This is a genomic window from Arthrobacter sp. BPSS-3 (genome assembly GCF_044628475.1).
Lineage (GTDB): Bacteria > Actinomycetota > Actinomycetes > Actinomycetales > Micrococcaceae > Arthrobacter.
The window spans coordinates 1-22,429 of sequence record NZ_JBIMMV010000016.1; the positions used below are offsets into that span (position 1 = coordinate 1).

The 22,429-nt window shown below is 64.3% G+C and carries 21 protein-coding genes, 2 pseudogenes and 1 riboswitch; of the genes and pseudogenes, 12 read left to right on the plus strand and 11 right to left on the minus strand.

What is annotated here, in order from left to right:
* Positions 1 to 130: 130 nt before the first annotated feature.
* A pseudogene (locus ACFVY3_RS17010) lies at positions 131 to 889 on the plus strand (YhcG family protein); the annotation flags it as partial.
* 207 nt (positions 890 to 1,096) lie between these two features.
* Positions 1,097 to 1,399 carry a DUF4193 domain-containing protein gene (locus tag ACFVY3_RS17015; RefSeq protein WP_253033713.1) on the plus strand — a complete coding sequence of 101 codons (303 nt, stop codon included), beginning with the start codon at positions 1,097 to 1,099 and terminating at the stop codon, positions 1,397 to 1,399.
* 689 nt (positions 1,400 to 2,088) lie between these two features.
* Here ACFVY3_RS17015 and ACFVY3_RS17020 read toward each other — a convergent pair.
* The 4 genes from ACFVY3_RS17020 to ACFVY3_RS17035 form a co-directional block, all read right to left on the minus strand.
* Positions 2,089 to 2,904 carry a hypothetical protein gene (locus ACFVY3_RS17020; protein WP_400160634.1) on the minus strand — a complete coding sequence of 272 codons (816 nt, stop codon included), beginning with the start codon at positions 2,902 to 2,904 and terminating at the stop codon, positions 2,089 to 2,091.
* Positions 2,897 to 3,586 carry a helix-turn-helix domain-containing protein gene (locus tag ACFVY3_RS17025; protein ID WP_400160635.1) on the minus strand — a complete coding sequence of 230 codons (690 nt, stop codon included), beginning with the start codon at positions 3,584 to 3,586 and terminating at the stop codon, positions 2,897 to 2,899. Before ACFVY3_RS17025 ends, ACFVY3_RS17020 begins: the two co-directional genes overlap by 8 nt.
* Positions 3,587 to 4,041: 455 nt before the next feature.
* Entirely contained in the window at positions 4,042 to 4,668 is a 627-nt protein-coding gene (locus tag ACFVY3_RS17030; protein ID WP_400160636.1) for a TlpA family protein disulfide reductase, read from the minus strand.
* Positions 4,669 to 4,685: 17 nt separating this feature from the next.
* Positions 4,686 to 5,435 (minus strand): cytochrome c biogenesis CcdA family protein, encoded by a 750-nt coding sequence (locus ACFVY3_RS17035; RefSeq protein ID WP_400160637.1) that lies wholly within the window; start codon positions 5,433 to 5,435, stop codon positions 4,686 to 4,688.
* A gap of 193 nt (positions 5,436 to 5,628) precedes the next feature.
* Here ACFVY3_RS17035 and ACFVY3_RS17040 point away from each other — a divergent pair, with 193 nt between their 5' ends.
* The 4 genes from ACFVY3_RS17040 to ACFVY3_RS17055 all read left to right on the plus strand — a co-directional run bounded on the left by ACFVY3_RS17040 (position 5,629) and on the right by ACFVY3_RS17055 (position 9,373).
* Positions 5,629 to 6,015 carry a helix-turn-helix transcriptional regulator gene (locus tag ACFVY3_RS17040; RefSeq protein ID WP_253033856.1) on the plus strand — a complete coding sequence of 129 codons (387 nt, stop codon included), beginning with the start codon at positions 5,629 to 5,631 and terminating at the stop codon, positions 6,013 to 6,015.
* Complete coding sequence (locus ACFVY3_RS17045) at positions 6,012 to 7,967, plus strand: heavy metal translocating P-type ATPase (RefSeq protein WP_400160638.1); 1,956 nt, start codon at positions 6,012 to 6,014, stop codon at positions 7,965 to 7,967. The genes ACFVY3_RS17040 and ACFVY3_RS17045 overlap by 4 nt, the downstream gene beginning before the upstream one ends.
* Positions 7,964 to 8,473 (plus strand): signal peptidase II, encoded by a 510-nt coding sequence (gene lspA / locus ACFVY3_RS17050; protein WP_400160639.1) that lies wholly within the window; start codon positions 7,964 to 7,966, stop codon positions 8,471 to 8,473. Before ACFVY3_RS17045 ends, lspA begins: the two co-directional genes overlap by 4 nt.
* 228 nt (positions 8,474 to 8,701) lie before the next feature.
* A complete protein-coding gene (locus tag ACFVY3_RS17055) occupies positions 8,702 to 9,373 on the plus strand; it encodes a vitamin K epoxide reductase family protein (protein ID WP_400160640.1) in 672 nt (223 codons plus the stop codon).
* A gap of 284 nt (positions 9,374 to 9,657) precedes the next feature.
* Here the strand turns inward: ACFVY3_RS17055 and ACFVY3_RS17060 are convergent, their stop codons facing one another.
* The gene (locus ACFVY3_RS17060; protein ID WP_400160641.1) at positions 9,658 to 10,146 is read right to left on the minus strand and encodes a hypothetical protein; all 489 of its coding nucleotides are present in this window, start codon (positions 10,144 to 10,146) and stop codon (positions 9,658 to 9,660) included.
* A 346-nt stretch (positions 10,147 to 10,492) separates the two neighbouring features.
* Positions 10,493 to 11,275 (minus strand): hypothetical protein, encoded by a 783-nt coding sequence (locus tag ACFVY3_RS17065; protein ID WP_400160642.1) that lies wholly within the window; start codon positions 11,273 to 11,275, stop codon positions 10,493 to 10,495.
* A 6-nt stretch (positions 11,276 to 11,281) separates the two neighbouring features.
* Positions 11,282 to 11,472: riboswitch (cyclic di-AMP (ydaO/yuaA leader) on the minus strand.
* Positions 11,473 to 12,159: 687 nt separating this feature from the next.
* Here ACFVY3_RS17065 and ACFVY3_RS17070 point away from each other — a divergent pair.
* A complete protein-coding gene (locus tag ACFVY3_RS17070) occupies positions 12,160 to 13,260 on the plus strand; it encodes a VIT1/CCC1 transporter family protein (RefSeq protein WP_400160643.1) in 1,101 nt (366 codons plus the stop codon).
* Positions 13,261 to 13,439: 179 nt separating this feature from the next.
* Positions 13,440 to 13,781, plus strand: a complete 342-nt coding sequence (locus ACFVY3_RS17075) for a YnfA family protein (RefSeq protein WP_400160644.1) — start codon at positions 13,440 to 13,442, stop codon at positions 13,779 to 13,781.
* Between the two features lie 58 nt (positions 13,782 to 13,839).
* Here ACFVY3_RS17075 and ACFVY3_RS17080 read toward each other — a convergent pair whose 3' ends face one another.
* The 4 genes from ACFVY3_RS17080 to mobC all read right to left on the minus strand — a co-directional run bounded on the left by ACFVY3_RS17080 (position 13,840) and on the right by mobC (position 17,316).
* Entirely contained in the window at positions 13,840 to 13,959 is a 120-nt protein-coding gene (locus tag ACFVY3_RS17080) for a GDCCVxC domain-containing (seleno)protein (RefSeq protein ID WP_400160652.1), read from the minus strand.
* A gap of 83 nt (positions 13,960 to 14,042) precedes the next feature.
* On the minus strand, positions 14,043 to 15,275 hold the full coding sequence (locus ACFVY3_RS17085) for a hypothetical protein (protein WP_400160645.1): 1,233 nt from the start codon (positions 15,273 to 15,275) through the stop codon (positions 14,043 to 14,045).
* A gap of 29 nt (positions 15,276 to 15,304) precedes the next feature.
* Positions 15,305 to 16,921, minus strand: coding sequence for a relaxase/mobilization nuclease domain-containing protein (locus ACFVY3_RS17090; protein ID WP_400160646.1), 1,617 nt, complete (start codon positions 16,919 to 16,921; stop codon positions 15,305 to 15,307).
* 2 nt (positions 16,922 to 16,923) lie between these two features.
* Positions 16,924 to 17,316 (minus strand): plasmid mobilization relaxosome protein MobC, encoded by a 393-nt coding sequence (gene mobC / locus ACFVY3_RS17095; protein WP_400160647.1) that lies wholly within the window; start codon positions 17,314 to 17,316, stop codon positions 16,924 to 16,926.
* Between the two features lie 222 nt (positions 17,317 to 17,538).
* On the opposite strand from mobC, the gene ACFVY3_RS17100 reads away from it, so the two are divergent.
* From ACFVY3_RS17100 to ACFVY3_RS17115, 4 genes are all read left to right on the plus strand, one after another.
* Positions 17,539 to 17,838: a hypothetical protein gene (locus tag ACFVY3_RS17100; protein ID WP_400160648.1), complete on the plus strand. Its 300-nt coding sequence runs from the start codon at positions 17,539 to 17,541 to the stop codon at positions 17,836 to 17,838.
* Positions 17,839 to 18,018: 180 nt separating this feature from the next.
* A complete protein-coding gene (locus tag ACFVY3_RS17105; protein WP_400160649.1) occupies positions 18,019 to 19,311 on the plus strand; it encodes an IS110 family transposase in 1,293 nt (430 codons plus the stop codon).
* Positions 19,312 to 19,920: 609 nt separating this feature from the next.
* Positions 19,921 to 20,268, plus strand: a complete 348-nt coding sequence (locus ACFVY3_RS17110; protein WP_400160650.1) for a hypothetical protein — start codon at positions 19,921 to 19,923, stop codon at positions 20,266 to 20,268.
* A gap of 61 nt (positions 20,269 to 20,329) precedes the next feature.
* Entirely contained in the window at positions 20,330 to 20,542 is a 213-nt protein-coding gene (locus tag ACFVY3_RS17115; protein WP_400160651.1) for a hypothetical protein, read from the plus strand.
* A gap of 668 nt (positions 20,543 to 21,210) precedes the next feature.
* On the opposite strand, the pseudogene ACFVY3_RS17120 reads toward ACFVY3_RS17115, so the two are convergent.
* Positions 21,211 to 22,302: pseudogene (locus ACFVY3_RS17120) on the minus strand (chromosome partitioning protein ParB); the annotation flags it as partial.
* Positions 22,303 to 22,429: the final 127 nt, after the last annotated feature.

The following is a 22,429-nucleotide window of genomic DNA, read 5'->3' on the forward strand; positions in this document are numbered from 1 at the left end:
GGACCCGATGGGCCGTGCGTTGGAAGCCCGCTTTGAACGCCTTCGCCATCACCTTCAGCGACCGATTCCCGGCAGCTGAAAACTACTAAAGGAAACCGCCGGATACACCGTTAATGAGATAGTCCCGACGTTTGCCCGGGCTTGGAATGGGGGTGCAATTGCGCAACAGCCTGTTGCGCAATTGCCGTGGGGCCACGTCACCGTGCTGCTGGACAAGCTTGTCGACCAAGAAAAGCGCGACTGGTACGCCTCAGAAGCCGTCGAATACGGCTGGTCGCGCAACGTCCTGATGAACATGATCATGAACAAAACTCTCGAGCGCACGGGGTCAGCGCCGTCGAACTTTGCGCAACAGCTTGTTGCGCAAGACTCGGAGCTAGCCCAGCAGGTGGCCAAGGACCCCTACTCTTTTGAGTTCCTTGGTCTGTCCGGAGAGGTCGCAGAACGGGACCTCGAGCAGGCTCTCATGGACCGCATCACCGAAACTCTTAGGGAATTGGGCCCCGGGTTCGCGTTCGTCGGGCGGCAAGTCCACTTCGACGTCGGCGGCGACGACTTCTACATCGACCTCCTCTTCTTTCACGTCGAGCAGCTCCGGTACTACGTAGTAGAACTGAAAACCGGCAAATTCCAGCCCGAATATGCGGGAAAACTCAACTTCTACATTGCCCTCGTCGACGACAGGCTCCGCCGCGAAACCCACGCAGACACAGTGGGGATCCTGATCTGCGGCAGCAAGAACGACCACACCGTCCGCTACAGCCTCGGCCGCGCGACCTCACCCATGGCCGTGGCCTCCTACACCTACGACGCCCTGCCCGCAGACGTTCGCGATCAGCTGCCCGACGCCGACCGGCTCACCGCGGCGCTGGACTGGACCGAGGACTAGGTGACCTGGCGGTTTGCCCGGCGCGCAGCCCAGCAGGGCCTCCCGAACAGCGCTCTGACGCACGGTCCTCGGGCATCCCGGCCAGGACCCGGGTCGAGGTGTCGGGCTCTCGGACGGCGCCCGCCGGTCCTCGCGAGGGGAATTCCGGTCCAATGGTGTAGGTTGCATTTCCGTCCGGTAAGAACGTTAGAGAAGAGAATCACCGCAGTGGCAACCGATTACGACGAAGTACGTTCCGACGTCAAGGAATCACAGGAGCGCTCCCTCGAGGCGCTGCAATCGGCCAACGCCCCGGATGCCAGAAGCGTCGTCCGCGATCTCGACGAGGCCGACGCGCTGGATGACGCCATAACTCCCGGCGGAGAGTTCGTCGCCGAGGAACTGATCGTTCAGGTGATTCCCCAGGCCGAGGACGAGTTCACCTGCTACTCATGCTTCCTGGTCCGGCACCGTTCCCAGCTCACACGCGAAAAGAACGGCCACCCGTACTGCATCGAGTGTGAAAGCTAGCCCAGCCCCTCCCGGTACCCGCTCCAGCGGCAACCTCCTCAGGGGAAATAGCCGGTTAAGCCAGGCCTTCCGACCGGGGGAGTGGATCAGCGGGCGTACGGGGACACGTGCCTTTCTTCGTTGGGTTCCCTTGGTTATGTCCGGCATATGAGGGGCAATTCTCACTTAGAGCTGCACCAGGCATACGGTGAAATCGTCCAGAACTTTTCTGCAGGGCGGTTACTGTCCTCGTGGCGCGGTCACCGGCTGCCTGCTGGCTGTAGGCCTTGATCTGCAGGAAAGAGCCGAGGCCGTGGAGGCCGGCGTGGGCGCTCGTCTTGGCTCGGGCAGAGGGGGCAGCTGTCGAAGCTGCCGACGGGGTGGGGGACGTCGTGGATGCTGAGGCGGCACTGAAGGCCGCGGCGGCCATGGCGCCGGCGGCCAGAACCGCTGCTGCTCCCACGCCGAGACGGGTCTTCAATGTGGGGGTTGTCGGCATCTGATTCCTTCCGCTCTCGAATCGTTGCGGGCCAAGGTACTTGTCCGACCTCCTGCCACTGCACGAGTCGATGCTGGGGGATAACTGAAAGCGATCTCCTGGTTCCTTTGAACAGGACCTACCACACAACGGCCGCCGGCCGCCGCCGCCGTGGTCGTCGTCGTCGGGATGGCCCCGGCCGCCGTGGCCGCCTCCGCCGCGACGGCGTGTCTCAGCCGAGCTTGAGCCGGTTGGCCGGCGGGAGGCTGTGGTTGGCGGCCAGAATCCGGAGCGCATCCATCGCGGTAGTCCGGTCCGCTGAATCCAGCAGTTGCCAGGACCGGTGCCCGGGATCGGCGAGCTCCTTGTGCAGCGTCAGGATGCGTGACTTGTCGCTGCCCTTCATCAGGGCCGCCGCGGCCAGAGGGGACTTGATGGTGGCACACAGGACGACGGCGTCATCGAGGTGCCGGTCCTTGTCGCGGGAGTCTTCGCGGTAGGCGGCCCCTTTGAGGACCAGCGCGCCGAGGGCATTCGGGATGCTGATGAGCACCGGCCCGTCATCGTCGGCTGTCATCCGGCAGTTCACGGTCCGCTGCAGGGCCTGAGTGCCGCCGGCGACCTGGAACGGCTTGCGTCCCCCGATCCTGGGAACCTTGGCCGGGGTAAGGTGGTCGGCGATCATAACGTCGATCTGCTGCTTGCCGCGGACGAACCGGTGGGCCGGGCCGTCATCCGAGATGGACCTTTCAAGCGTGTAGCCCAGCCCGGACAGGACTGCCATCACGGCCGCCGTCGTGGCCGCCCCTGTTTCGATGTGCAGCACGATGTCGACGTCAGCCGTTGGCCGGGAAACGGCCATGCCGGCCGCGGCCGCATGCAGCTGCACCATAAGGCCGCCGACCAGTGTCCACTGGGTTGAGGGCAGCGCCCTGGCCAGTTCGACGCACTGCGGCCACGGGGTTCCCCAGCCGCCCGGGGGCACCGGGACGTCCCAGATTTCGCGGCCGTCGGCGGTGGCCACCTCGGCCATGGCCGGCTCAGACATGGAGGAGCTCATCGATGACGCGTCGGCCGGCGCTGCGTTCGCGGGTGGCCAGGGATCCCATCAGATCCACCGCGACCGCGGCGACCGGCGCCCGGCCTTCGGTGAAAGGCTCGGCCAGCTCGACCTCGTGGATGATGGCGTTGCCGTCGGGGTCTTCGACCAGGCCGAAGGCATTGGCCAGCGCGGCCGCGTCACCGGCCATGACGTAACCTTCGGCGATCCCGCCGCCGCCGGACATGCCGAAGGTGTCAGCGGTGGTTTCGTCCCGCATGGCGGAGGCGCCGCTGGCGATCAGGTGGCTGTTCAGCGCGGCCAGTCCGTCCTGGGTAGCGCGGAAGCGGATGGTCTTATCCTTGTTCCGGGCCAGGACACAGACGGCGTCGGCGTCAAGCTCGCGGAGCCGGCTCTTCAGGCGGGACTTTTCGGAGGAGGAGATCCAGGTGGGGTTCTGGCCGGAGAGCAGGGCCATGGCGGCCCACGCTGTCTTCGCCGTCCACGCCCGGCCGGGCCGGGTACCGGTGGCGGCCAGACGCTCAACGGATGACCGGTCTATCAACAGGGCTTTACCCACCGTCCCGGTGGTTGTCAGCTGGCCTGAGTGGATCAGACGATGGATCGACATCGTGCTGCGGCCGAGCCGGTCGGCAGCCTCGGCCACCGTTATATCTCGCATTACATCCATACGCTAATGGTTCCGTGTCTAACGGTTAGTGTCAATACGCTAACAGTTATGAATCTATCGGTAAGTGTCAACCCGGGGCGGGATGAGGGGGTCGCAGCTCCGACCCCCCCTCATTTTTTAGACTGACGTGGCAGGCGGATCCGAGGAGGACACGCTCTCGGTCGCCGCAGTCGAGAGGTCGCTGGTCTTGGAGGATTCCGGACTGTCCTTCATCTCTTCTTGCAGGTATGGATGGGAACATCGACTGGACTCGGACAAAACCCCTGCACATTGCGGCACAAGGGGCCTCGAACGCCTGGCGCGGAACTCCTCGGGAGAGGGGCCTGAATGATTCATCTGATGAGATACGCAGAGTACAGGGCGACATAATATCCGATATCGGTAGTTAATTATCGCTTATTTGGCGGAACAGCGCGCTCCGGCTGGACTGGGAGCCGCGCACCTTTGCTCGCCTGTCAGGACTCCTTCAGCACGCTGCTGATGAGGGCCTTCAGGGTGCTTTTCTCGGCGATGCCGAGCACGCGTGCTGCGACTCGGCCTTCTTTGTCCAGAACCAGGGTTGTAGGGACTGCACGCGGGGGAACGTAGTCGGACAAGGCCAGCAAGATAGCCCCGTCGGCGCCGTTAAAGCTCGGATAGGTTGTTCCAAAGGTCCGTTCGAAAGCGGCAGCTGTCGCGGCAGTATCGCGCAGGTTGATCCCATAGAACAGCACTCCGTCGCTTTTGTTTTCCTGATACAGGGTCTCCAGTGTGGAGGCTTCTGTGCGGCAGGGCGCGCACGCGGCGTACCAGGCGTTCAGAACCGTCACCGAGCCCCGCCATGCAGAGGAGTTGACGATGGTGCCGTCATAGAGCCGGCCCTCCATCTCCACCGGAGCGCTCCTGTCGTTGGGGGCGTACTCGGAGACGGAGCCGTCGCCGGCAATGTAGTTCTTGTTGTCCCCGGCCCGGGCTTGGGCGGCCAGGGAATCCGGGGCGGCGCAGCCGGTCAGCAGCAGCGCCCCGGATACCATGCCCAGCAGGAGGCTGCGCCGGCGGGGCAACGATGCACCGGCGGCAGGGGCGGGTCGGTAGGAGTTCATGATCCAGTCCTTTGCGTCTATACCGGGGTGGTGATGGTCCCGGCGAGGTTCTGCAGCTGGTAAATCCAGAGCATCCAGACCCCGGAGACCATCAGGAGCCCGACGAGGATAAGCAGCGAACCACCAATGATGTTGAACGTGCGGATGTGCCGGCGGATGAACCCCAGGGTCCTGGTGACCCAGTTCAGGCCCAGTGCCACCAGCACAAAGGGAATTCCCAGTCCCAGGCAATAGATGAAACCCAGCAGGGCACCGCGCCAAGGGTCCCCGGTGGTCGTGCTCAGCGCCAGGACGGCACTGAGCGTCGGACCCATGCACGGAGTCCATCCAAGGCCAAAGATCACACCGAGCAGCGGAGCCCCTGCGACGCCCGTCCTGGGCCGGAAGGAGAGCTTCTTCGTGGTCTGCAGGAAGGAGAAACTGCCGACCAGCACCAGGCCCATGAATACGACGAACACACCCAGGGCACGGACCAGCGCGTCCTGCCACTGCACCATCCAGCCGCCGATCACACCGAACGCCGCTCCATACAGGGTGAACACCGCGGCGAAACCGAGAATGAAAAGACCGACGCCGGTCAGGACCCGACGCCGGTTATCCGGCCGTGACGGGTCGGTCAGCCCGGAGACATAGCCCAGATACCCCGGCACCAGCGGAAGGATGCACGGAGAGATAAAAGAAACGACGCCGGCAGTCATAGCCAGCGGCATCGCCACCAACAAGGCACCGGACTGCACCATCTCGGCGAAATATCCGCCAATGCTCATCGGTGTCTCCTCGGTCAATATCTCGATGGTCCGCCAACCCGGCAGCAGCATCGCCCCGCCCGACCGGGGCGAAGGAGCACTCATGTCCAGGCTTTACGTGTGGAAGCGCGGGACGCAGGGAACGCCGCGGGACGCCTTGTCGACGTTACAGCATGAGGGCGATGGCATCCTAAAAATACGCTATCATCGTCACATGACGATTGAACCTGTGGTGTCCGCTGATCCGTGCAGCCGGCTCGATCCCGCAGCGGCGCTGTTTCATTCACTTAGTGACCCGACCCGGTTGAGCATCGTGAAGCGGATGGCCGGTGGTGAGGTCCGCGTCGGTGACCTCACCACCGAGCTGGGCCTGGCCCAGTCGACGGTATCTGCCCATGTCGCGTGCCTGCGCGATTGCGGCCTGGTCGAAGGCCGGGTACAGGGCCGCAGCGTGTACTACTCGCTGTCCCGCCCGGAACTGATGGACGTGCTTGCCCAGGCTGAGATCCTGCTTGCCGCCACCGGCAACGCGGTCAGCCTGTGCCCGAACTACGGCACCGGCAGCACGGGTGTGCCCCTGACGAAAGAGAACGAACGATGAGTGACGCCTGCGGCTGCAGCGACGAGAAGACCGGGACCGGCGAGTCCGAAGAAGCAGCGGAAGCCGCAGGGTTCTGGCAGGTCCGAGAGGTCCGGGCAGCCGCCGTTTCCGGCTTCTTACTCCTCGCGGCGTGGATCGCATCGCTGGCCGGCGGCCCCCAGTGGCTGACGCTGCCGCTGGAAATCGCGGCACTGGTCATTGCCGCGTGGACGTTCGTTCCTTCCACCCTCCGGCGCCTGGCGAAGGGCAAAATCGGGGTCGGCACGCTGATGACGATCGCCGCCGCCGGCGCGGTAGCCCTCGGGCAGTACGAGGAAGCGGCCATGCTGGCCTTCCTTTACGCGATCTCCGAAGGCCTCGAGGAGTACTCGATGGCGAAAACCCGCCGTGGCCTGCGAGCCCTGCTGGACCTTGTCCCGGCGGAGGCGACCGTCCTGCGCGGCGGCATAGAAATCACCGTCCCCCCGGCAGAACTCACCCCCGGAGACCGGATGGTTGTCCGGCCCGGCGAACGTCTGGCAACTGACGGCAGGATCATCACCGGCCGCACGTCCCTGGACACCTCGGCGCTTACCGGCGAATCCGTCCCGGTCGAGGCCGGGCCGGGAAGCGAGGTCTTTGCCGGGTCGATTAACGGCACCGGTCCGCTCGAGGTTGAAGTGACCAGCACCGCGGAGAACAACTCGCTGGCCAGGATCGTGTACATCGTGGAGGCCGAGCAGTCCCGCAAGGGCCCGGGCCAGCGCCTGGCCGACTCCATCGCCAGCAAGCTCGTCCCGGGCATCCTGATCGCCGCGGTCCTGATCATTGTCTTCGGCTTCATCGTCGGGGAACCGCTGCTGTGGTTTGAACGCGCTCTCGTCGTCCTGGTCGCCGCCTCGCCCTGCGCTCTGGCCATCTCCGTTCCCGTCACGGTGGTCGCTTCCGTGGGCGCGGCCAGCCGCATCGGCGTACTCATCAAGGGCGGCGGCGCCCTGGAGACCCTCGGCAAAATCCGCACCATCGCACTGGACAAGACCGGAACGCTAACCCGCAACAAGCCCGCCGTAATCGAGGTAGCCGCGACCGGTACAGCCACCCGGGACCACGTCCTGGCCCTGGCTGCCGGCCTGGAGGCCCGCAGCGAACATCCGCTGGCCCGCGCCATCCTTGCCGCCGCCGAAGACCGGGCGCCCGTCACCGACGTGGACACCATTCCCGGCGCCGGCTTGGAAGGCCGGCTCGACGGCAGGGCCATCCGCCTCGGCCGCCCGGGCTGGATTGATGCCGGGCCCCTGGCCGCCGAAGTCAAGAGGATGCAGCACGCAGGCGCCACCGTCGTCCTCATCGAGGACGACGGCCAGGTCATCGGAGCGATCGCCGTCCGTGATGAGCTGCGGCCCGAAGCCCGCGAGGTCATCGCCAGGCTCGGCGCATCGGGTTACACCACGGCCATGCTCACCGGCGACAACCTCATCACAGCCACCGCGCTGGGCAAGGCCGCGGGCATCACCGAGGTTCACGCCGACCTTCGCCCCGAGGACAAAGCGGAAATCATCCGGACGCTCCAGAACCGCCAGCCCACCGCGATGGTCGGGGACGGCGTCAACGACGCCCCAGCCCTGGCGACCGCCGACACCGGCATCGCCATGGGTGCCATGGGCACCGACGTCGCGATCGAAACCGCCGACATCGCCCTGATGGGCGAGGACCTGAACCACCTGCCCCAGGTGCTGGACCATGCACGCAGGACCCGGCGCATCATGCTCCAGAACGTGGGGCTGTCCCTGCTGCTGATCGCTGTGCTGATCCCTCTGGCGCTGTTCGGAATCCTCGGCCTGGCCGCCGTGGTCCTGATCCACGAACTGGCCGAAATCGTGGTCATCGCCAATGGCGTCCGGGCCGGCCGGATCAGCCGCAAGACCGCGTTCACGTCCGCCCAGCCCTCCCCTGCACTGGAACCGTCAGTATGAGCACCGACGCAACCGCCCTGCCCGTCGTACCGGTTCGGTCGGCCCGACGGTTCAGGACGGTATTGCTGCTTTGGGCAGCCCTCCTTGCCGGGGCCGACCTCACCGTTAAGGCTCTGGCCGAAGCCGTGCTTTCCAACGGCACAACGACCGACCTGGGCCCAATCAGCATCCGGCTGCTCTATAACCGCGGTGTCGCGTTCAGCCTCGGCGCGGACCTGGCACCCTGGATCGTCATCGCCGCCACCGGGCTGATCATCGCAGCCCTGACCTGGTACACCCTCTCCTCCGCTCCTGCCATGACCAGACTCTCCCGGGCAGGAGCTGTCCTGCTGCTCGGAGGAGCCGCCGGGAACTTCATTGACCGGCTCGACGGGGACGGTGTCGTGGACTACCTTCACAGCGGCTGGTTCCCCACCTTCAACCTCGCCGACGTCTTCGTCACCGCTGGAGTAGCCCTGTTGATCCTTGGCACCCTACGGTCCCCGCAAACACGGACCGGCGATTAACCGCCTGCTGCCGTTCACCGTTCGCCCGGATGATCCGTTCCGGGGTAAATGGGGGAAGAGGAGACGGCTGGGGCGATCCAGTGCAGGCAGGGCGGTCAGCACCGCCGGTATCCCCAGCGCCAGCGCGGACCACAAGGCGACGTACTCCCCCGGTCCTCCAACGGCGGCGGCTTCAACCCTGTCCACACCACGCGCCGGGACGACCGATCTGGAAGGAAACCACCTCCTATGACCAGCACCACCGATTCCGCCGGGAATGTGAAGTTAGCCGACGACGTCAATACGCACAACAGCACCCAACCGGATCAACCCCGAATGACCCGCGACAAGCCGTTCGGATGGCTCCTGGTCATCGCCGGGGCCATCGGTTGGCTGGCCTCCGGCGCCCTGGTGCTGGAAAAACTCGAAGCACTGAAAAACCCCGCCTACAAGACCGCCTGCGACATCAACCCCTGGATTTCCTGCGGCCAGGTCATGCAGACCTGGCAAAGTTCCGTTTTTGGCTTCCCAAACATGTTTATTGGAATCGTCGCCTTCGCCGTCATCGTCACCATTGGCGCGGCAATGCTCTCCGGGGCGAGCTTCGCCCGCTGGTACTGGGCGGGGCTCCAGACCGGCGTCACACTCGGCTTTGCCTTTGTGGTGTGGCTGTGGTCCCAGGCTCTGTACTCGATCCACATCCTCTGCCCCCTCTGCATGACAGTCTGGGCCGTGATGATCCCGCTGGTCGTGTGGGTAACGGCCCGAAACATCACACACGGAATCATCAAGGTACCTGCAGGCGCCGGCAGGATCCTCAGCGATTCCGGCTGGATCATCACGGCGCTGCTCTACACGGCCGTGATGGCCAGCATCTTCTTCGCCTTCATCCAGGTTTTCATCGGCACGTCAGGCTTCTAAAGAGAAGCGCAGGCCGGTGTAGAGCGTCCGACGGCCCGAACATGCCCCGTTATACGCGGCCAATTCCGGGATGCCGGCGACGGCTGCGGACCGGACGGAGCCCGCGCACCCTCGCGCCTCGTCGCGCTTGCGCCGGGCCAGGCTGCCCACGAGCAGGAGCACCCCCGGCAGCTCACCGTAGGGCCATGCGGTTGCCCGCTCGGCGTCCCCGTGGGATAACTCGGGTCCGCTACAGCAAATAGTCGGCGGACACGATGGACCGCGAAATCGCCGGGCGTTCACCCCTATATCGTTGCTCCGGTGTCGGGGAAACGGTACAGCCGCTCTGCATCCCGCATTGAAGAGCGGGCACGCTTGCGGTCACCGGCGGCGTCATACGCGCAGCTGAGCCGGAACCAGGAACGCCAGTCCCCCGGAGCATCTTCTGTTTCGGCCCGGTACTTTTCGAATTCCTGGTCCGCCGCGGCACGGACGATGCGTCCGGCGGGTGTGCGCGGCAGATTGTCTACGGGCAGACCCCCCTCGGCCTCAAGGGCCCGCGCCATCTGTTCTGTGCGGGCACCGAACAGAAGTTCACGGAACAGTGCCCAGGCACCGATGGCCGGGAGTACCAAGTACGCCGCGCCAAGGACGTTGGCCAGAGGACTGGTATCCATCAGCAGGAGAGCGGAACGCTGGAATGTCACCACCAGGTAGAAGACCAACAGCAGCGTTACGGCCACCACCCAGGCCTTGGTCCGGTTCCTCCGTAGAAAAGAAAAGAATGACTTCACGGCCCCACCGACCCTGCTCGGGCAAACCGGACCGGACCCGGAGTCGAGCCGGACTGCGGATCCAAAGCGGTTCCTGCAGCTTCGGCGGCCTTGGCTCCGGGAAACAACTCCGCGCCCCGGAGAGCGCCATCTAGTGCTTCAGACATTGGGATCAACATTACATACCAACAACAATCGCCATCCAAATCTGCAGTGCGGCTTTCGGCAACGGCATCCGGGCCGTCCGGACTTTGGCACCGTCCCCGCACCGGCGGCGGGCCTTTACCAACCGGAGGGCGGTATGCCAATGGCCGGTGACGCGCTACCCCCAAGGCAGCGACTCACCGGCCCGTTGGCGCTGGTGTCTCTAGGCGCCGGCGCGTACGAACGTGACGGGCCCCGTTGCGGTCAACCACGACAGCGGATGAACCACCGTCTGGTTCTTGCCGTTCATGCCCGAGCTGATGACCTGGCCGTTGCCTGCGTAGATTCCAACGTGTCCGGACTGAACAACCATGTCACCCGGGGCCGGGGTGCCAACCGTCTTGCCGTAATTCATGAACGCCATAGGGCCAATGTCGCCTACAGGGATGCCTGCTGCGCCCAAGGCCTTTTCGACGAGGCGGGTGCAGTCCTGGATAAGGCCCAGCTGCGCGTAGGCGGCCGAAAGCATGGTGGCGTTGACTCCGCCCGCTGCCTGAGGGGCAGCGGCCGGCGCCGGTGCCGCCTGAACGGTGACCTTGGGCGCTGCCACCGGTGCACTAACCACCGGTGTCGTGGCGGCCGGTGTCTTGACCGCCGGTGTGGGCTGAGGGATTTCGGCAGCCGCCGGCGCTTCGATGACCGGTGCGGGGGTAGTGGTGACGGCCGGGCGTTCGAAGGATATCCGAACGCTGGCGTCGGCGCTGAGCGGAGCGGACGCCAGGGCGGTCACTTCCTGCGTTGAGGGCAGTGCCGCGTCCTGCTGGGCCGGAGCCTCGGCGGCCTGGGCAGCGATACCGCTGGATAAAACTAGGCCTGAAGCAACGGCGAGGACGGCGGCCTGCCGTCCCGCTCCGCCAAAGTTGTCTGCGGCAGACTTGGAAATCTTCGCGAGCGGACTGGTGTGGACGGTAACCGCGCGCCGGCGGCCATGAACGCGTGTGGACATGACAAAGTAGCCTCTCCCAATGCCTGCGGGGTTAGCTGTCGGATTCGGATGGGAGTCACCCGGCCGCAACTCCTGCAGATGCAGTAGCGCGGCTTCACCCCAAGGCCTGAACCAGGCCAAACGTGGTTTCCCCGTCTCTGCCGGACGAATTCTGCGAACGGATCCCCGGCAGCGGCAGAGTTAGGCAATCAACCCGGGAGTGCCGCCCTTGGAGAGAATCGGCACGGAACCGACCGTACCGCAAGTAAGAGAAGATTGTCACATTCTGATAACGCGACGGGATAAATGTCACAGCCCCTACGTGCAGGCGGGCAGAGGGGGCGGCCAACCCAAGCTTCTTTTCAAGTCACGGGCTGCCTGCTGGGACTTGCATCTGCTGACAGAGGAGTGCCTCACTTCCGTGGACCCCGGACACTCCCCCACTGCTTGTACCCGCGGAAGGCCACCTGACCGGACCATCCTTCTGTCGTCCCAAAAGTGCGCCACGACCATCCGTTTCACGGACAATATTTGGTACGGCTCACGGCCGTCATTGGTTACGCTAGCGGTCACTTTCCGCCTGGCCCTAAAGAATCCCACGGCACACCGAAATGACGCCTGGAGGCCTTCCAGGTGACGAAATTTCGGCAATCCGAAAAACATGTAAACGCATGAATCTGCGGCGGATATATGGAAGACTTGTCTTATCGAAGGGGAGTAGTTCCCACCGTCCGCGCATCGCGGACGCAGCGGCGCATCGACATACTGGCATCCTCCTACAGGTTGCCCGGTGCGCCACCCGGCTAGCAGGTGCCGGGCGAGCGAGACCTTCGGTCAGACACCACTCTGACCGGAGCTCCCCCGAAATTATGGGTCCGGTCAAGGGTATTGCCTCGAGGATGACCATGACGAACCTGCCCACGACACACACCACACCGACTTCCCGGAGCGCCAGTCCTGCGGATCTTCGTCGCTGGCGCCAGTACCTGGCCGACGAACGGGCCGAGGCAGGCGTGTACCGGGACCTTGCCGGACGCCGAAGTGGGGAAGAACGGGAGATCCTCCTGGCCCTGGCCGAAGCCGAAACCCGGCACGAACAGCACTGGCTGGACCTGCTCGGCGATAAAGTCGGCAAGGCCCGCCGCGGAAGCCTCCGTACCCGGTTCGTCGGCTTCCTTGCCCGCCACTTCGGATCCGTGTTCGTCCTCGCCCTGGCCCAGCGTGCCGAAGCGCGCTCACCGTACGCACGCGATGCCCACGCCACCGACACCATGGCCGCCGACGAACAGATCCACGAGGAAATCGTCCGTGCACTCGCCACACGGGGCAGGAACAGGCTCTCCGGAAGTTTCCGCGCCGCCGTCTTCGGCGCAAACGACGGGCTCGTCAGCAACCTCTCCCTCGTGATGGGCATCAGCGCCAGCGGCGCATCCAACGCGGTGGTCCTCCTCAGCGGCGTCGCCGGCCTACTCGCCGGCGCCCTGTCCATGGGAGCCGGAGAATACGTCTCCGTCCGCTCCCAGCGCGAACTCCTCGAAGCCTCCACGCCCAATGAGGACGCACACGCGCGGCTACCGCACCTGAACGCCGACGCCAACGAACTGTCCCTGCTCTACCGCGCCCGGGGCATGGCAGAAGACGAAGCGAACGCCAAGGCCTCCGAGACGCTGCAGAACCCACACGAGAAACCGATCGTGGCTTCCCCTGACCACGACAAACACGAAGCCGTCGGCACAGGCCTCGGCGCGGCCACATCCAGCTTCCTGTTCTTCGCCTCCGGCGCCATCCTGCCCGTCCTCCCCTACCTGTTCGGACTCGAAGGCATCACCGCGCTCATCGTCGCCGGCATTATCGTCGGCCTGGCCCTGCTGACCACCGGCGCAATTGTTGCCTTGCTCTCCGGCGGGGCTCCGTTGAAAATGGCGCTACGCCAGCTCGCCATCGGTTACGGCGCCGCGGCCGTCACGTACCTGCTCGGGATGCTGTTCGGAACCAGCACGGCATAGGCGGCACAGCAGAGCCGGGCAGCCGTCGGACGGCCCGGAATGTCAGGGCGCTTCCACACGGCTGGGCCGCTGAGGGATGGTCGCTGTGGGGCCTGTGCTTAGCTAACGGACCTGCTTCGTAGTCCTGACGATTTCCGGCCGGCGCGGGCTGTCTCCAAACGTGCGGCATGATGAGGTTCATGACGATTGCCAAGTCCGTTCTGCTGTTTATTTTGGCCGCTGTCGCCGAGATAGGCGGTGCCTGGCTGGTGTGGCAAGCCGTTCGGGAGGGCCGTGCGTGGTGGTGGGCCGGTCTCGGGATCATTGCCCTGGGTCTGTACGGTTTTGTTGCGACCTTGCAGCCTGACGCGCACTTTGGACGGATTCTGGCCGCGTATGGCGGCGTGTTCGTCGCGGGGTCCCTGGTGTGGGGAATGGTCTTCGACGGGTTCCTGCCCGACCGCTGGGACGTCATCGGATCCGTGATCTGTCTGGTGGGGGTGGCCGTGATCATGTTCGCTCCCCGCGGGACCGCTTCCTAGCAACCGATCAGGAGGATTGCATCGGAGGGCATCTGGTGTCGCCGTAGGAGGAGACGACTTAGCAGTCCCCGGTTTTCGGCTTGCTGGTGACCCCGCAAGCGGCACGCCGGTAGAAATACACGCACGATTCCGTCGGCATGTCCCGCGTCTCAAGGCTTCCGCAGGCCAGACAGGTCAGGGCCCCGCTGAGCTGGTCTGCACTCGGCGGCCATAGCGGCCCGTCGGTGGATGATGGCCAGGCCGGCCGGGCCGGGAAACTGCTTAGCGGGAGGGACCGCTCTTAGCGCGATCAGCACCCAATGTTGCCGCCGCGGGGGCCTTTTTGGCTTTGGCTGCGCCTTTGCCCATGGTGACGGCTGCGCTCGGGTGTGTCCCCTCGCTGCGTTCCGCAGCGGCCCGCCCTCGGACTTGGGTTTCGTTCGCTCCGGTGCCGGCCAAGGATGCGGCGAAAGCTTCCTGGCGTTCCGCTGAGCCGTAGTCGGTTCCCGCCGTGCTCCCTGCTTTCAGGCCTTGGTCTTTTAGTCGGCTGCTGTTGTTGCCGGCGACGCGGTTCTCGATCTCGCGGCCGACGCTTTCCAGGCGGGCGAACAGTTCCTTTTCGGCTCGTTCGTAACGCTGTTCCACGGGCGTCCGTTCGGACCCTGTGAAGCCTCCCTCTGCCAGGAGTTTGGCTTCGTACATGTCCTTGGCTGCTTGGACGAACGCGGGATCCTGAAAGTGCGCGTCGCCGGCGCCGTTGACGTTCGCGTTGGTTTCTTTGCGCAGCTGGTCGATGTCGGGACCGTTGATGCCGTCCTTGCCGATGAGGAACAAGCGTTCCTTCACGATGGCGTCCGCTGCTGCTACCGCTGTGGGTGTCTTGGCGGTGTGTGCAGTCTGCAATGCCTGGGCCAGCTCGGGGTTGGCCAGGTATTCGGCCGGCACCTGGTGGCGTTCCATTTCTCGGGCAAGTGTCGCGGCCTGGGCGCGGAGTTCTTCGGCGCGGGCCGCGGCGAGCAGGCCCATGGCTTTCTTGTGTTCGGCGGCCGCCTTGCGCGCCTCTTCCTGGCTGCGTTCCAATTCGTCCTGACGTGCCTTTTCCGTGGTGATGGTCTGGATCCCTGATTCCAGATATCCGGCGTCCGCTCCGACGTCGTGGGTGTCGATGCCGTAGCGGGTGAGCACTTCCTGCCGGATCTTTTCCGAGGCCGCGAGGGCGGTCGGGTCGTAGTCTTTCCAGCCTTCAGCGACGGCGTGGGCCGTGGCCATATCGTGGGGCTGTGCCTTGTCCCACCACTGGTCTTTATCTACCGGTGCCAGCGCCGCGTGCGCGGCGCTGCGGTCTGCCGTGAGGCGGGCCTGCGCTTTGTGCGCTGCCTGGGCATCCTGGTGCTCCTGCTGCCGTTGGGACTCCTGCCGGCGCCGGGCCAGCGTCTCGGCAATGCGGGACGCGATCATGAGGGACTGCCGCATTCCGCCGTCCAGAAATTCGTCCATTCCGTCTGATTCACTCATCGCGCTCCCCTTGCAGTTGGTGGTGGTCGTTATCGGTCAAGTACGGGGCCGGAATCATGGCCCGTGTGTTGGCGGGTCTTGGAAGGCGTTGGTGTGGTCGGTACCGCTGACCCTGGACGGATGGGCGCCATGCCGCGCAGTCCAAGTTCGACGGCATTCGGAGCCGCGGCCTGTTCCGGTGCACCGACGGTGACCGGCCGGGGCATGGTCGCCGCGAACGGCTTCAGCTGCTCCGTCACGACGGCACGGAGCCGCTGCGCTTCCCTGGTTCGACCGGACTGCTGGTGCATTTCGTGGATGGCGAAGGCAGTGTTCACCAGTTGCAGCATGAGCGCCGATTGGGCGGCCGTCTTGTTCTTGCTGGACGCGGCCATGAACAACATGGCAGTCCCGGCAATGGACGGCAGGGCGACGGGCTTGCTGTGTTCCCGTGGCGCCCGGAGTTGGGCGGTGCGGGACAGTTCGGCGGCGGTGGCCGCCAGCGGGCCTGGGGTCGGTTCGAGCCGGTGTGACCATGCCGCGAACGCGCCGGAGACTTCCCTCGCTGCTTTCGCCCAGGTGGCGTGGTCATCACGGGGCAGTGTGCGCAGCTGCTCAACCAAAGCGGTCGCGTTCCGGGTGTACTCCACCCACATTTCCGCCGGGGGTATTCCGTTCTCGGGGCCGGTCCCGGACACGGTACGCCTGTTGCGGGCAGCAGCGTTCCACTCAGCTGCAGCCTCTGTTGCAAGGTGCGGTGAGTCCATCCACTCTTCACGCAAAGCACCGAGCTTCAGGTCGGAGGCGAGGGTGCCGCCGCCGAACCAGATAGGCCGCTCGCCCTGCTTCGGGCGTTCGGCCACGGAGTACCCGACGATGACGTCGGTCGTGTTCTTCGCGTAGCGCGGACGGACCAGCATCCCGGTGTCACGGGCGCGCCGGACGAACTCCCCTTCTGTCGCCGAGGCACTGGCGCTGGCACGGACTTTCCGCGCCAAAGACGAGCGGTGCATTTCCCGCTCGTCCCGGACAGCCGTGGCTTTCTCGGCCCGGTCGTAGCCGCGGGTGGCGTGCACGGTCGAGAGCTGTTCCAGCCCGTACTTAACCTCCAGCTCACGGCACGACTCCTGCGCGCGTCTGTAATCGCCGTGGGTCGATGCCTTGGTGCCGTCCTCGCGGACCAGAGACACGGCCAGGTGGATGTGGTGATTGCCGTTCTCACTCGTGCCGTGGTTGACCGCGACCCACCGGCAGCGGGCCTTTCCGCTGCTTTCGGTGAAGCCCATGGAATCCACGAAATCGTTCGCGATATCGCCCCACTGCTGATCCGTCAGGGCGCCCTCTTCGGCGCGCAGGCTCAGCGAGCAGTGCCACACGCTGGCGTCCTTGTAGCCGACGTGGACGCGCTCATTCTTGGCCGCGTCCCACTGCATGTCCTTGATCTGAACCGATACGCCATAAGCCTTGCGCGGACGGTCCAGATGCTTGGCGATTGCCAGGGCATCGTCACGGTCCAGGACACCGTCGTCGTACCACGCCATGATTGCAGCGTCACCGGCTACCAGGTGCGGATCGGAGTGCGCGTTCTTGGTCTTGTTGGCATCCGTGGAAGCCAGGTAAACCATGAGCCCGCCCATGCGCGAACCGCGGGTGATGTTCGGAATCATCCCTACATCAGCCCGTCTATGGCGTCGTCGATGCGCATGGCAACAGAGCGGATATGTTTCAGGGCTTGGTGTGCCTCGGCGGGGAACTCGCTCGTGGCGTTGGCCTGGCGTGCGAGCTGGTTGATGTTGTTGGAGGAACGGGCCAGCAGGTTGTGCAGCGACATCAGTTCCGCGATGACGGCACGCCGTTCGGTAGTCGTTTCCTGGGCCTCGGACAATGCCGATGTGAGCAGCAGGTTTGGGACGGTGACTTTCTCCCGCTCAGCCCTCGCGACGAGCGCGGCTTCCTCTTCAACAGTGACCCACAGGTCACGGCGCTTCTTGCTGCCGGCGGGAGTGTTCTCCCGGCGTCGGCGCGACAGATTGAAACGGTGAGTGGTTCCCTCATCCGACATTCAATCCATCCCTTCAACGGCCCAGCGCAGCGACCCCGGAAGCGGGGACGACACTGACCAGTGTGCCGCACTCGACCGCCAGTGTCGAGCGCGACAAGCCACTTACACCCGTGTAAATGTATAGCTTGCTCCGGACGGTCTTCTTTATGGGTTTTTCGCCTTTCGCGCTTGGTCACCGAAAACCTGCTTTCGGGACCATTTGCTGGCCGGTAGGGTTTAGGTATGGATATCAACGACATCGCCGCAAAAGCCGCCGCCAAGATCGACGCCGCCAGAGACACCAAAGTCAACGCCGTGAAGCAGGCCGCTGCCAGCGGTGTTGAGGTCCAGGAGGCCGCCCAGCTGCTTGCCGCAGCAGAACAGAAGTACGCCAAGGACTATCAGGCCGCGCTGCGAGCCGAGTGGACTGAATCCGACTTGAGGGGCTTCGGTCTGGACGCCCCGACCAAGAAGGCCGGCGGTCGTCCCCGGGGCCGTAAGAGCCCGCAGGATTCAAGTCCCGTCGCTGGCGTCTCCGAGTAGTAACCCCTCGCCCACGGTAATGATGGTAAAGGTCCTGAACCGGCGTGACTCGTCGCCCACCTGACGCGTGACTACGCTGTCTTTCCCATGATTTGTCCACCGGTTCAGGACCAGCACCAAGCTCGTTGAGTCAGGCGGACATGACCTAATAGGAGCCTGAATCGCTTTAGTCCCATTACCGTGCTGTCTGCCGGCCTGGCCAACGTGCAACAAACAAAGACCAGGAAGAACAGGGCCGTCGCCATATTGGTAGAGGAACTACCCCAAGTCATTGTCGGCGTTGATACCCACGCCGACACCCACCACGTCGCCATTGTCACCGAGTACGGCAAACCCATCGCTGACGAAAAATTCGCTGCAACGGCCGCCGGCTACAGCAAAATACTTAATTTCATCACCAGCCACGGCATCGTGAGGGCCGTGGGCGTGGAAGGGACGGGCTCCTACGGAGCCGAGCTGTCCCGGGTGTTAGCCAAAGAAAAACTGAGCGTCTTTGAGGTCAACCGCCCCAATCGCCAAAACCGCAGGATCCGTGGAAAGTCGGATCCACTGGATGCCTACCAGGCAGCCCAATCAGTGCTCGCCGAACGAGGCATCTCGACCCCCAAAACCAAAGACGGACCAGTGGAATGCCTCCGCGTCCTGCGGACAGCACGGACCTCGGCAATGAAGGCGCGCACAATCGCCATCAACCAAATCCGGAGCCTGCTCGTCGCCGCACCAGAAACGATCCGATCCAAGTACCGCGGCCTCCCCACATCCGCGATGATCACCGCTCTTGCCCGTTCAAGGCCCTCCGGGCACCCCGCAGAAACCGAACACATCACCGCGCTGACATTGAAAACACTGGCCCTGCGATACGAATCTCTCCGAACCGAAATCGCTTCAACCGATGCGCTCCTGCAGGAAATCCTCGACTCATACGCGCCACTGCTTACCGAACTCACAGGCGTAGGCGTTGAAGTCGCCACCCAACTCCTGGTCACAGTCGGAGACAACCCCGAACGGATCAACAACGAAGCACAATTCGCAGCCCTCACCGGCACCGCGCCCGTGCCCGCATCATCGGGCAAGACCATCCGCCACAGACTCAGCAAAGGCGGTGACCGCCAGGCCAACAGCGCCCTCCACCACGTTGTCCTCTCCCGCATGCAATCAGACAGCCGAACCCAGGACTACGTCGCCAAACGCACGGCCGACGGCAAGAGCAAACGAGAAACCATGCGCTGCCTCAAACGCTACGTCGCCCGGGAAATCTACCGCCAGATATTCAACCCCGTTGCAGCGCCTGACATCTCTGACCTCCGGCCCCTAAGGAAGCAGCTCGAGATCACCCTGCAGCAAGCCGGCGAACAACTCAACCAGTGGCCCTCCAACCTCTCCCGCATAGAACGAGGGATCGCCAGAAACGACCACGTCGCCCAAAGATACCGACAATGGCTCACCCGACAAAAGCTCACGCCGAGCATGTGAAAAAGCGCCCAGAATGACGTGCCCGGCGCTCGGGGCTGCTTTAGTCGCCGCTGTCCACAACCGGGGACAATTCTCATGGGTTATCCACCGCTACCACTGCCGAGGGAGCTACCCAACGGCTCCCAAAAGGCCCAGCCGTGGATAACCCGAATTGACCCCAATCATGGACAGCTCGGAGTCACCCTGCGTTGTCTCAAGCGTGCCGACGGACTCCCCAGCAGGGGTGAGCACTGCGAACATACCCTTGCTCCTGAGCAGGGTGAGTGATTATGGCAGTTTGAGTGGGGAGGGCCAGCAGCGATCAGCCAGGGGACGGATTCGCACTGGCGAGTGGTAGGGCTGCCTCTGAGGCCTTGCTTTCTGACGGGCGGTCGCGCCGGCTTTGGAAATCCGATCCCCGGAGATGAATGTGGACCCGGGGGGTGACAGCTGCGGACGTGCGGCCTTATATGCAACCACGGAAATGAAGGGACCGGGATTCCGTCGGGACTACATACCGGCCGTCTGGCGGCCAGTGCCCCTTGCGCAGGACGGGAGCGCCATGTAAGAGTGCACCATCAGTTGGCGGCGGTTACACCGAAGCCCCGCCAGGACGCTCAGGGGGAAGCATTGAAAACTCGAAAACTCGGCGCGATCGGCGTCGTTGCTGCGTTGGCACTGGCGTTGGCACCTGCGATGCCCGCGCAGGCAGCCGTCACGGGCGCCAACGGCTATCTCAGCTGTCCTGCGGGTCAGGTCGTGCATGTGAGGGTGACGCAGCAGTACAGCGCGCAGGTCAAGTTCTACTCCGGCACCGCCCTGCGCTGGACGAGCGGATACGTCTATGACACTGTCAACAACTACGGAACCAGTTCAGTCAACTGGAGGGTGGAAACCACGGGAAATCTCCAGACGGTGAGTGACTACTGCGCGCCTAACTACAACCTGGTGACGCCGACGGACCCGCCCAGTGAATGAATCCATCGACGTTGGGGTCGCACGCACCCTCAGCACAATTCCAGTTCGGGTGTCTCGCCAAATGACCGGCACCGAGTATCAGGTGCGCGTGGCCGAGGTCCTCAACCATTTTGACATCGAAGCGGTGGGCGACGAAACGGGTATCCGTTACGGGGGCGAGGGCGTTGCGCTCGACGACCAGCCCCTGGAAGCGGCCCTCCGCATACTCGTTGGGAGGCGGTTCGGCATTCCGGAATCCGCGGAGGGAAGCGAGACAGGCAGGACGCCCGCGTAGCGTTGAGGCCATGGAAGGTCTCACTGTCAGCCTGTCAGCCTGTCGCCCGACGGCGTGTCGGATGCGTTCACCGTCGCCGGCGACAGCTGGCGCATGGTTGAGGAGCCCGTCCGCTGGTTCGAGCGCCCGCCGTGGTGGGAGACAGAGACCCGGATGCAGCGCGACCACGGCAGGATCGACGTTGAGGTCTGGCAGCTCCAGCTCCAAACAGCCATAAATCCGGATTTGACGCCTATAGGAGCATCATGGGCACGGCAAAAGCTATCTCCTTCGGGCTTTTCCCGCACACATTTGGACGACAGGAACCAGCTGACCGGCTGCACACAACCACCACGTCACCATTCCCTGGGTACATCACCCTGGGCGAACGGTGTCCGTGCACAGTCTCCGTCCGGGCGGTGCGGTTAAACAAAAAAGGACATCTGTGATCCAGCATAGCTGGGATTTGTGACTGCGTTGAACGGCTGATACGTCATCCTATGACCGGGGCCGCGGCACCTGGACGTGTTTGCAGGACGTCGCGTAATACGGCGGTCCGCCGCCGGTGAGTGGATGCTGTGGTTCGCACTTTGCGGCGGACCGCCCGACCTCTGGAAGGTTCCCGGCCTTCATGTGGTGAGTGGCCGGGGCCTTGCCGGGCGGTGGGGGTCCGCCCGGCAAGGCGGCTCTTATGCGGCTGGGTGTTCCTGTGCGGGGGCGGCGCTGTCGAGGATGACCTGCTCGACCGGACTTGCCGTATACCCCCAGGCAATCAGCCGATTCAAGTAGTCGATGTGGCGGATGCTCGGGGACCGCCAAGAGTCCTTGACGATGGTCTTCTCATACCCTGCGCAAACCAGCGCGATGAGGGATACCTCGGGCCGGGCCGGGGACGTGGCCACGTGGTCCCGCAGCGGGTTCCATCCCCACCTGTCCGATGTCTCCCCCGTCTTGGCTCCTGCCATCTCGGCCGCCACGGTTCCCTCGTATCCGCTGGCCGTTTCGGGATGGTGGGTGATGGCGTGGACGGTGAAATGCTGCCAGCCTTTGGGCGGCTGCTTCTTCGCCAGCAACGCCTTCACAAAGTCGCGCCGGACCACAGTTGCCGACTGCATCAGCTTGTTGTTTTCGATCAGGGTTTTCCGCTCGGTTTTCTGCTCCTCCGTCATCGGACCCTTGTTCGCCGCTGACGCGCCGTACCCGCTGTATCGGAGCGTGAAGCCCAGCTCTTTCCATCCGGCCACGACCGGGACGGTGGAGTGATGGCCGTTGTAGGAGGACACGATGTGCACGGCGTTGGCGTCCTCGTCGGTGGCCGGTTCCCCGTCGGCCCGGTTCAGCGAGGACACCCGGACGTTCTCGCTGTCTCCGTCGTATCCGGCCCGTTCCACCACGGTGGTCCCGGCGGCTTCCAGCTCGGCGGTGAGCGCCGCGAGGGCGGCCGCGCGGTCGCGGCGGTCCCGCAACTGCTGGGTGACGTGCGCGAGCATGTCCGGCTCATCGGCAATGACCGATTCCAATTCCTCCACCGCGTCACCGTCAGTGGCAAACTCCGCCAGAATCAGGGCCGCTTCAATCGTGTACCCCTTGCCCAGGGCGGCGGCTCCGGTGTCGGTTGATTTGGCCTTCAGGGCACTCTCCACGGTGGTCCTGGTGCGCCCGGTCTTCTTCGCGATCATGGCAGCTGAGACACCGATCAAAGACAGCTGGTGGTAGGCGTCGGCCTCGTCCGCTTCGGTCAGTTCGGCCCGCTGGATGTTCTCCACGACCTGGGTCACGATCGGGACTATCTCATTAACGGTGTATCCGGCGGTTTCCTTTAGTAGTTTTCAGCTGCCGGGAATCGGTCGCTGAAGGTGATGGCGAAGGCGTTCAAAGCGGGCTTCCAACGCACGGCCCATCGGGTCC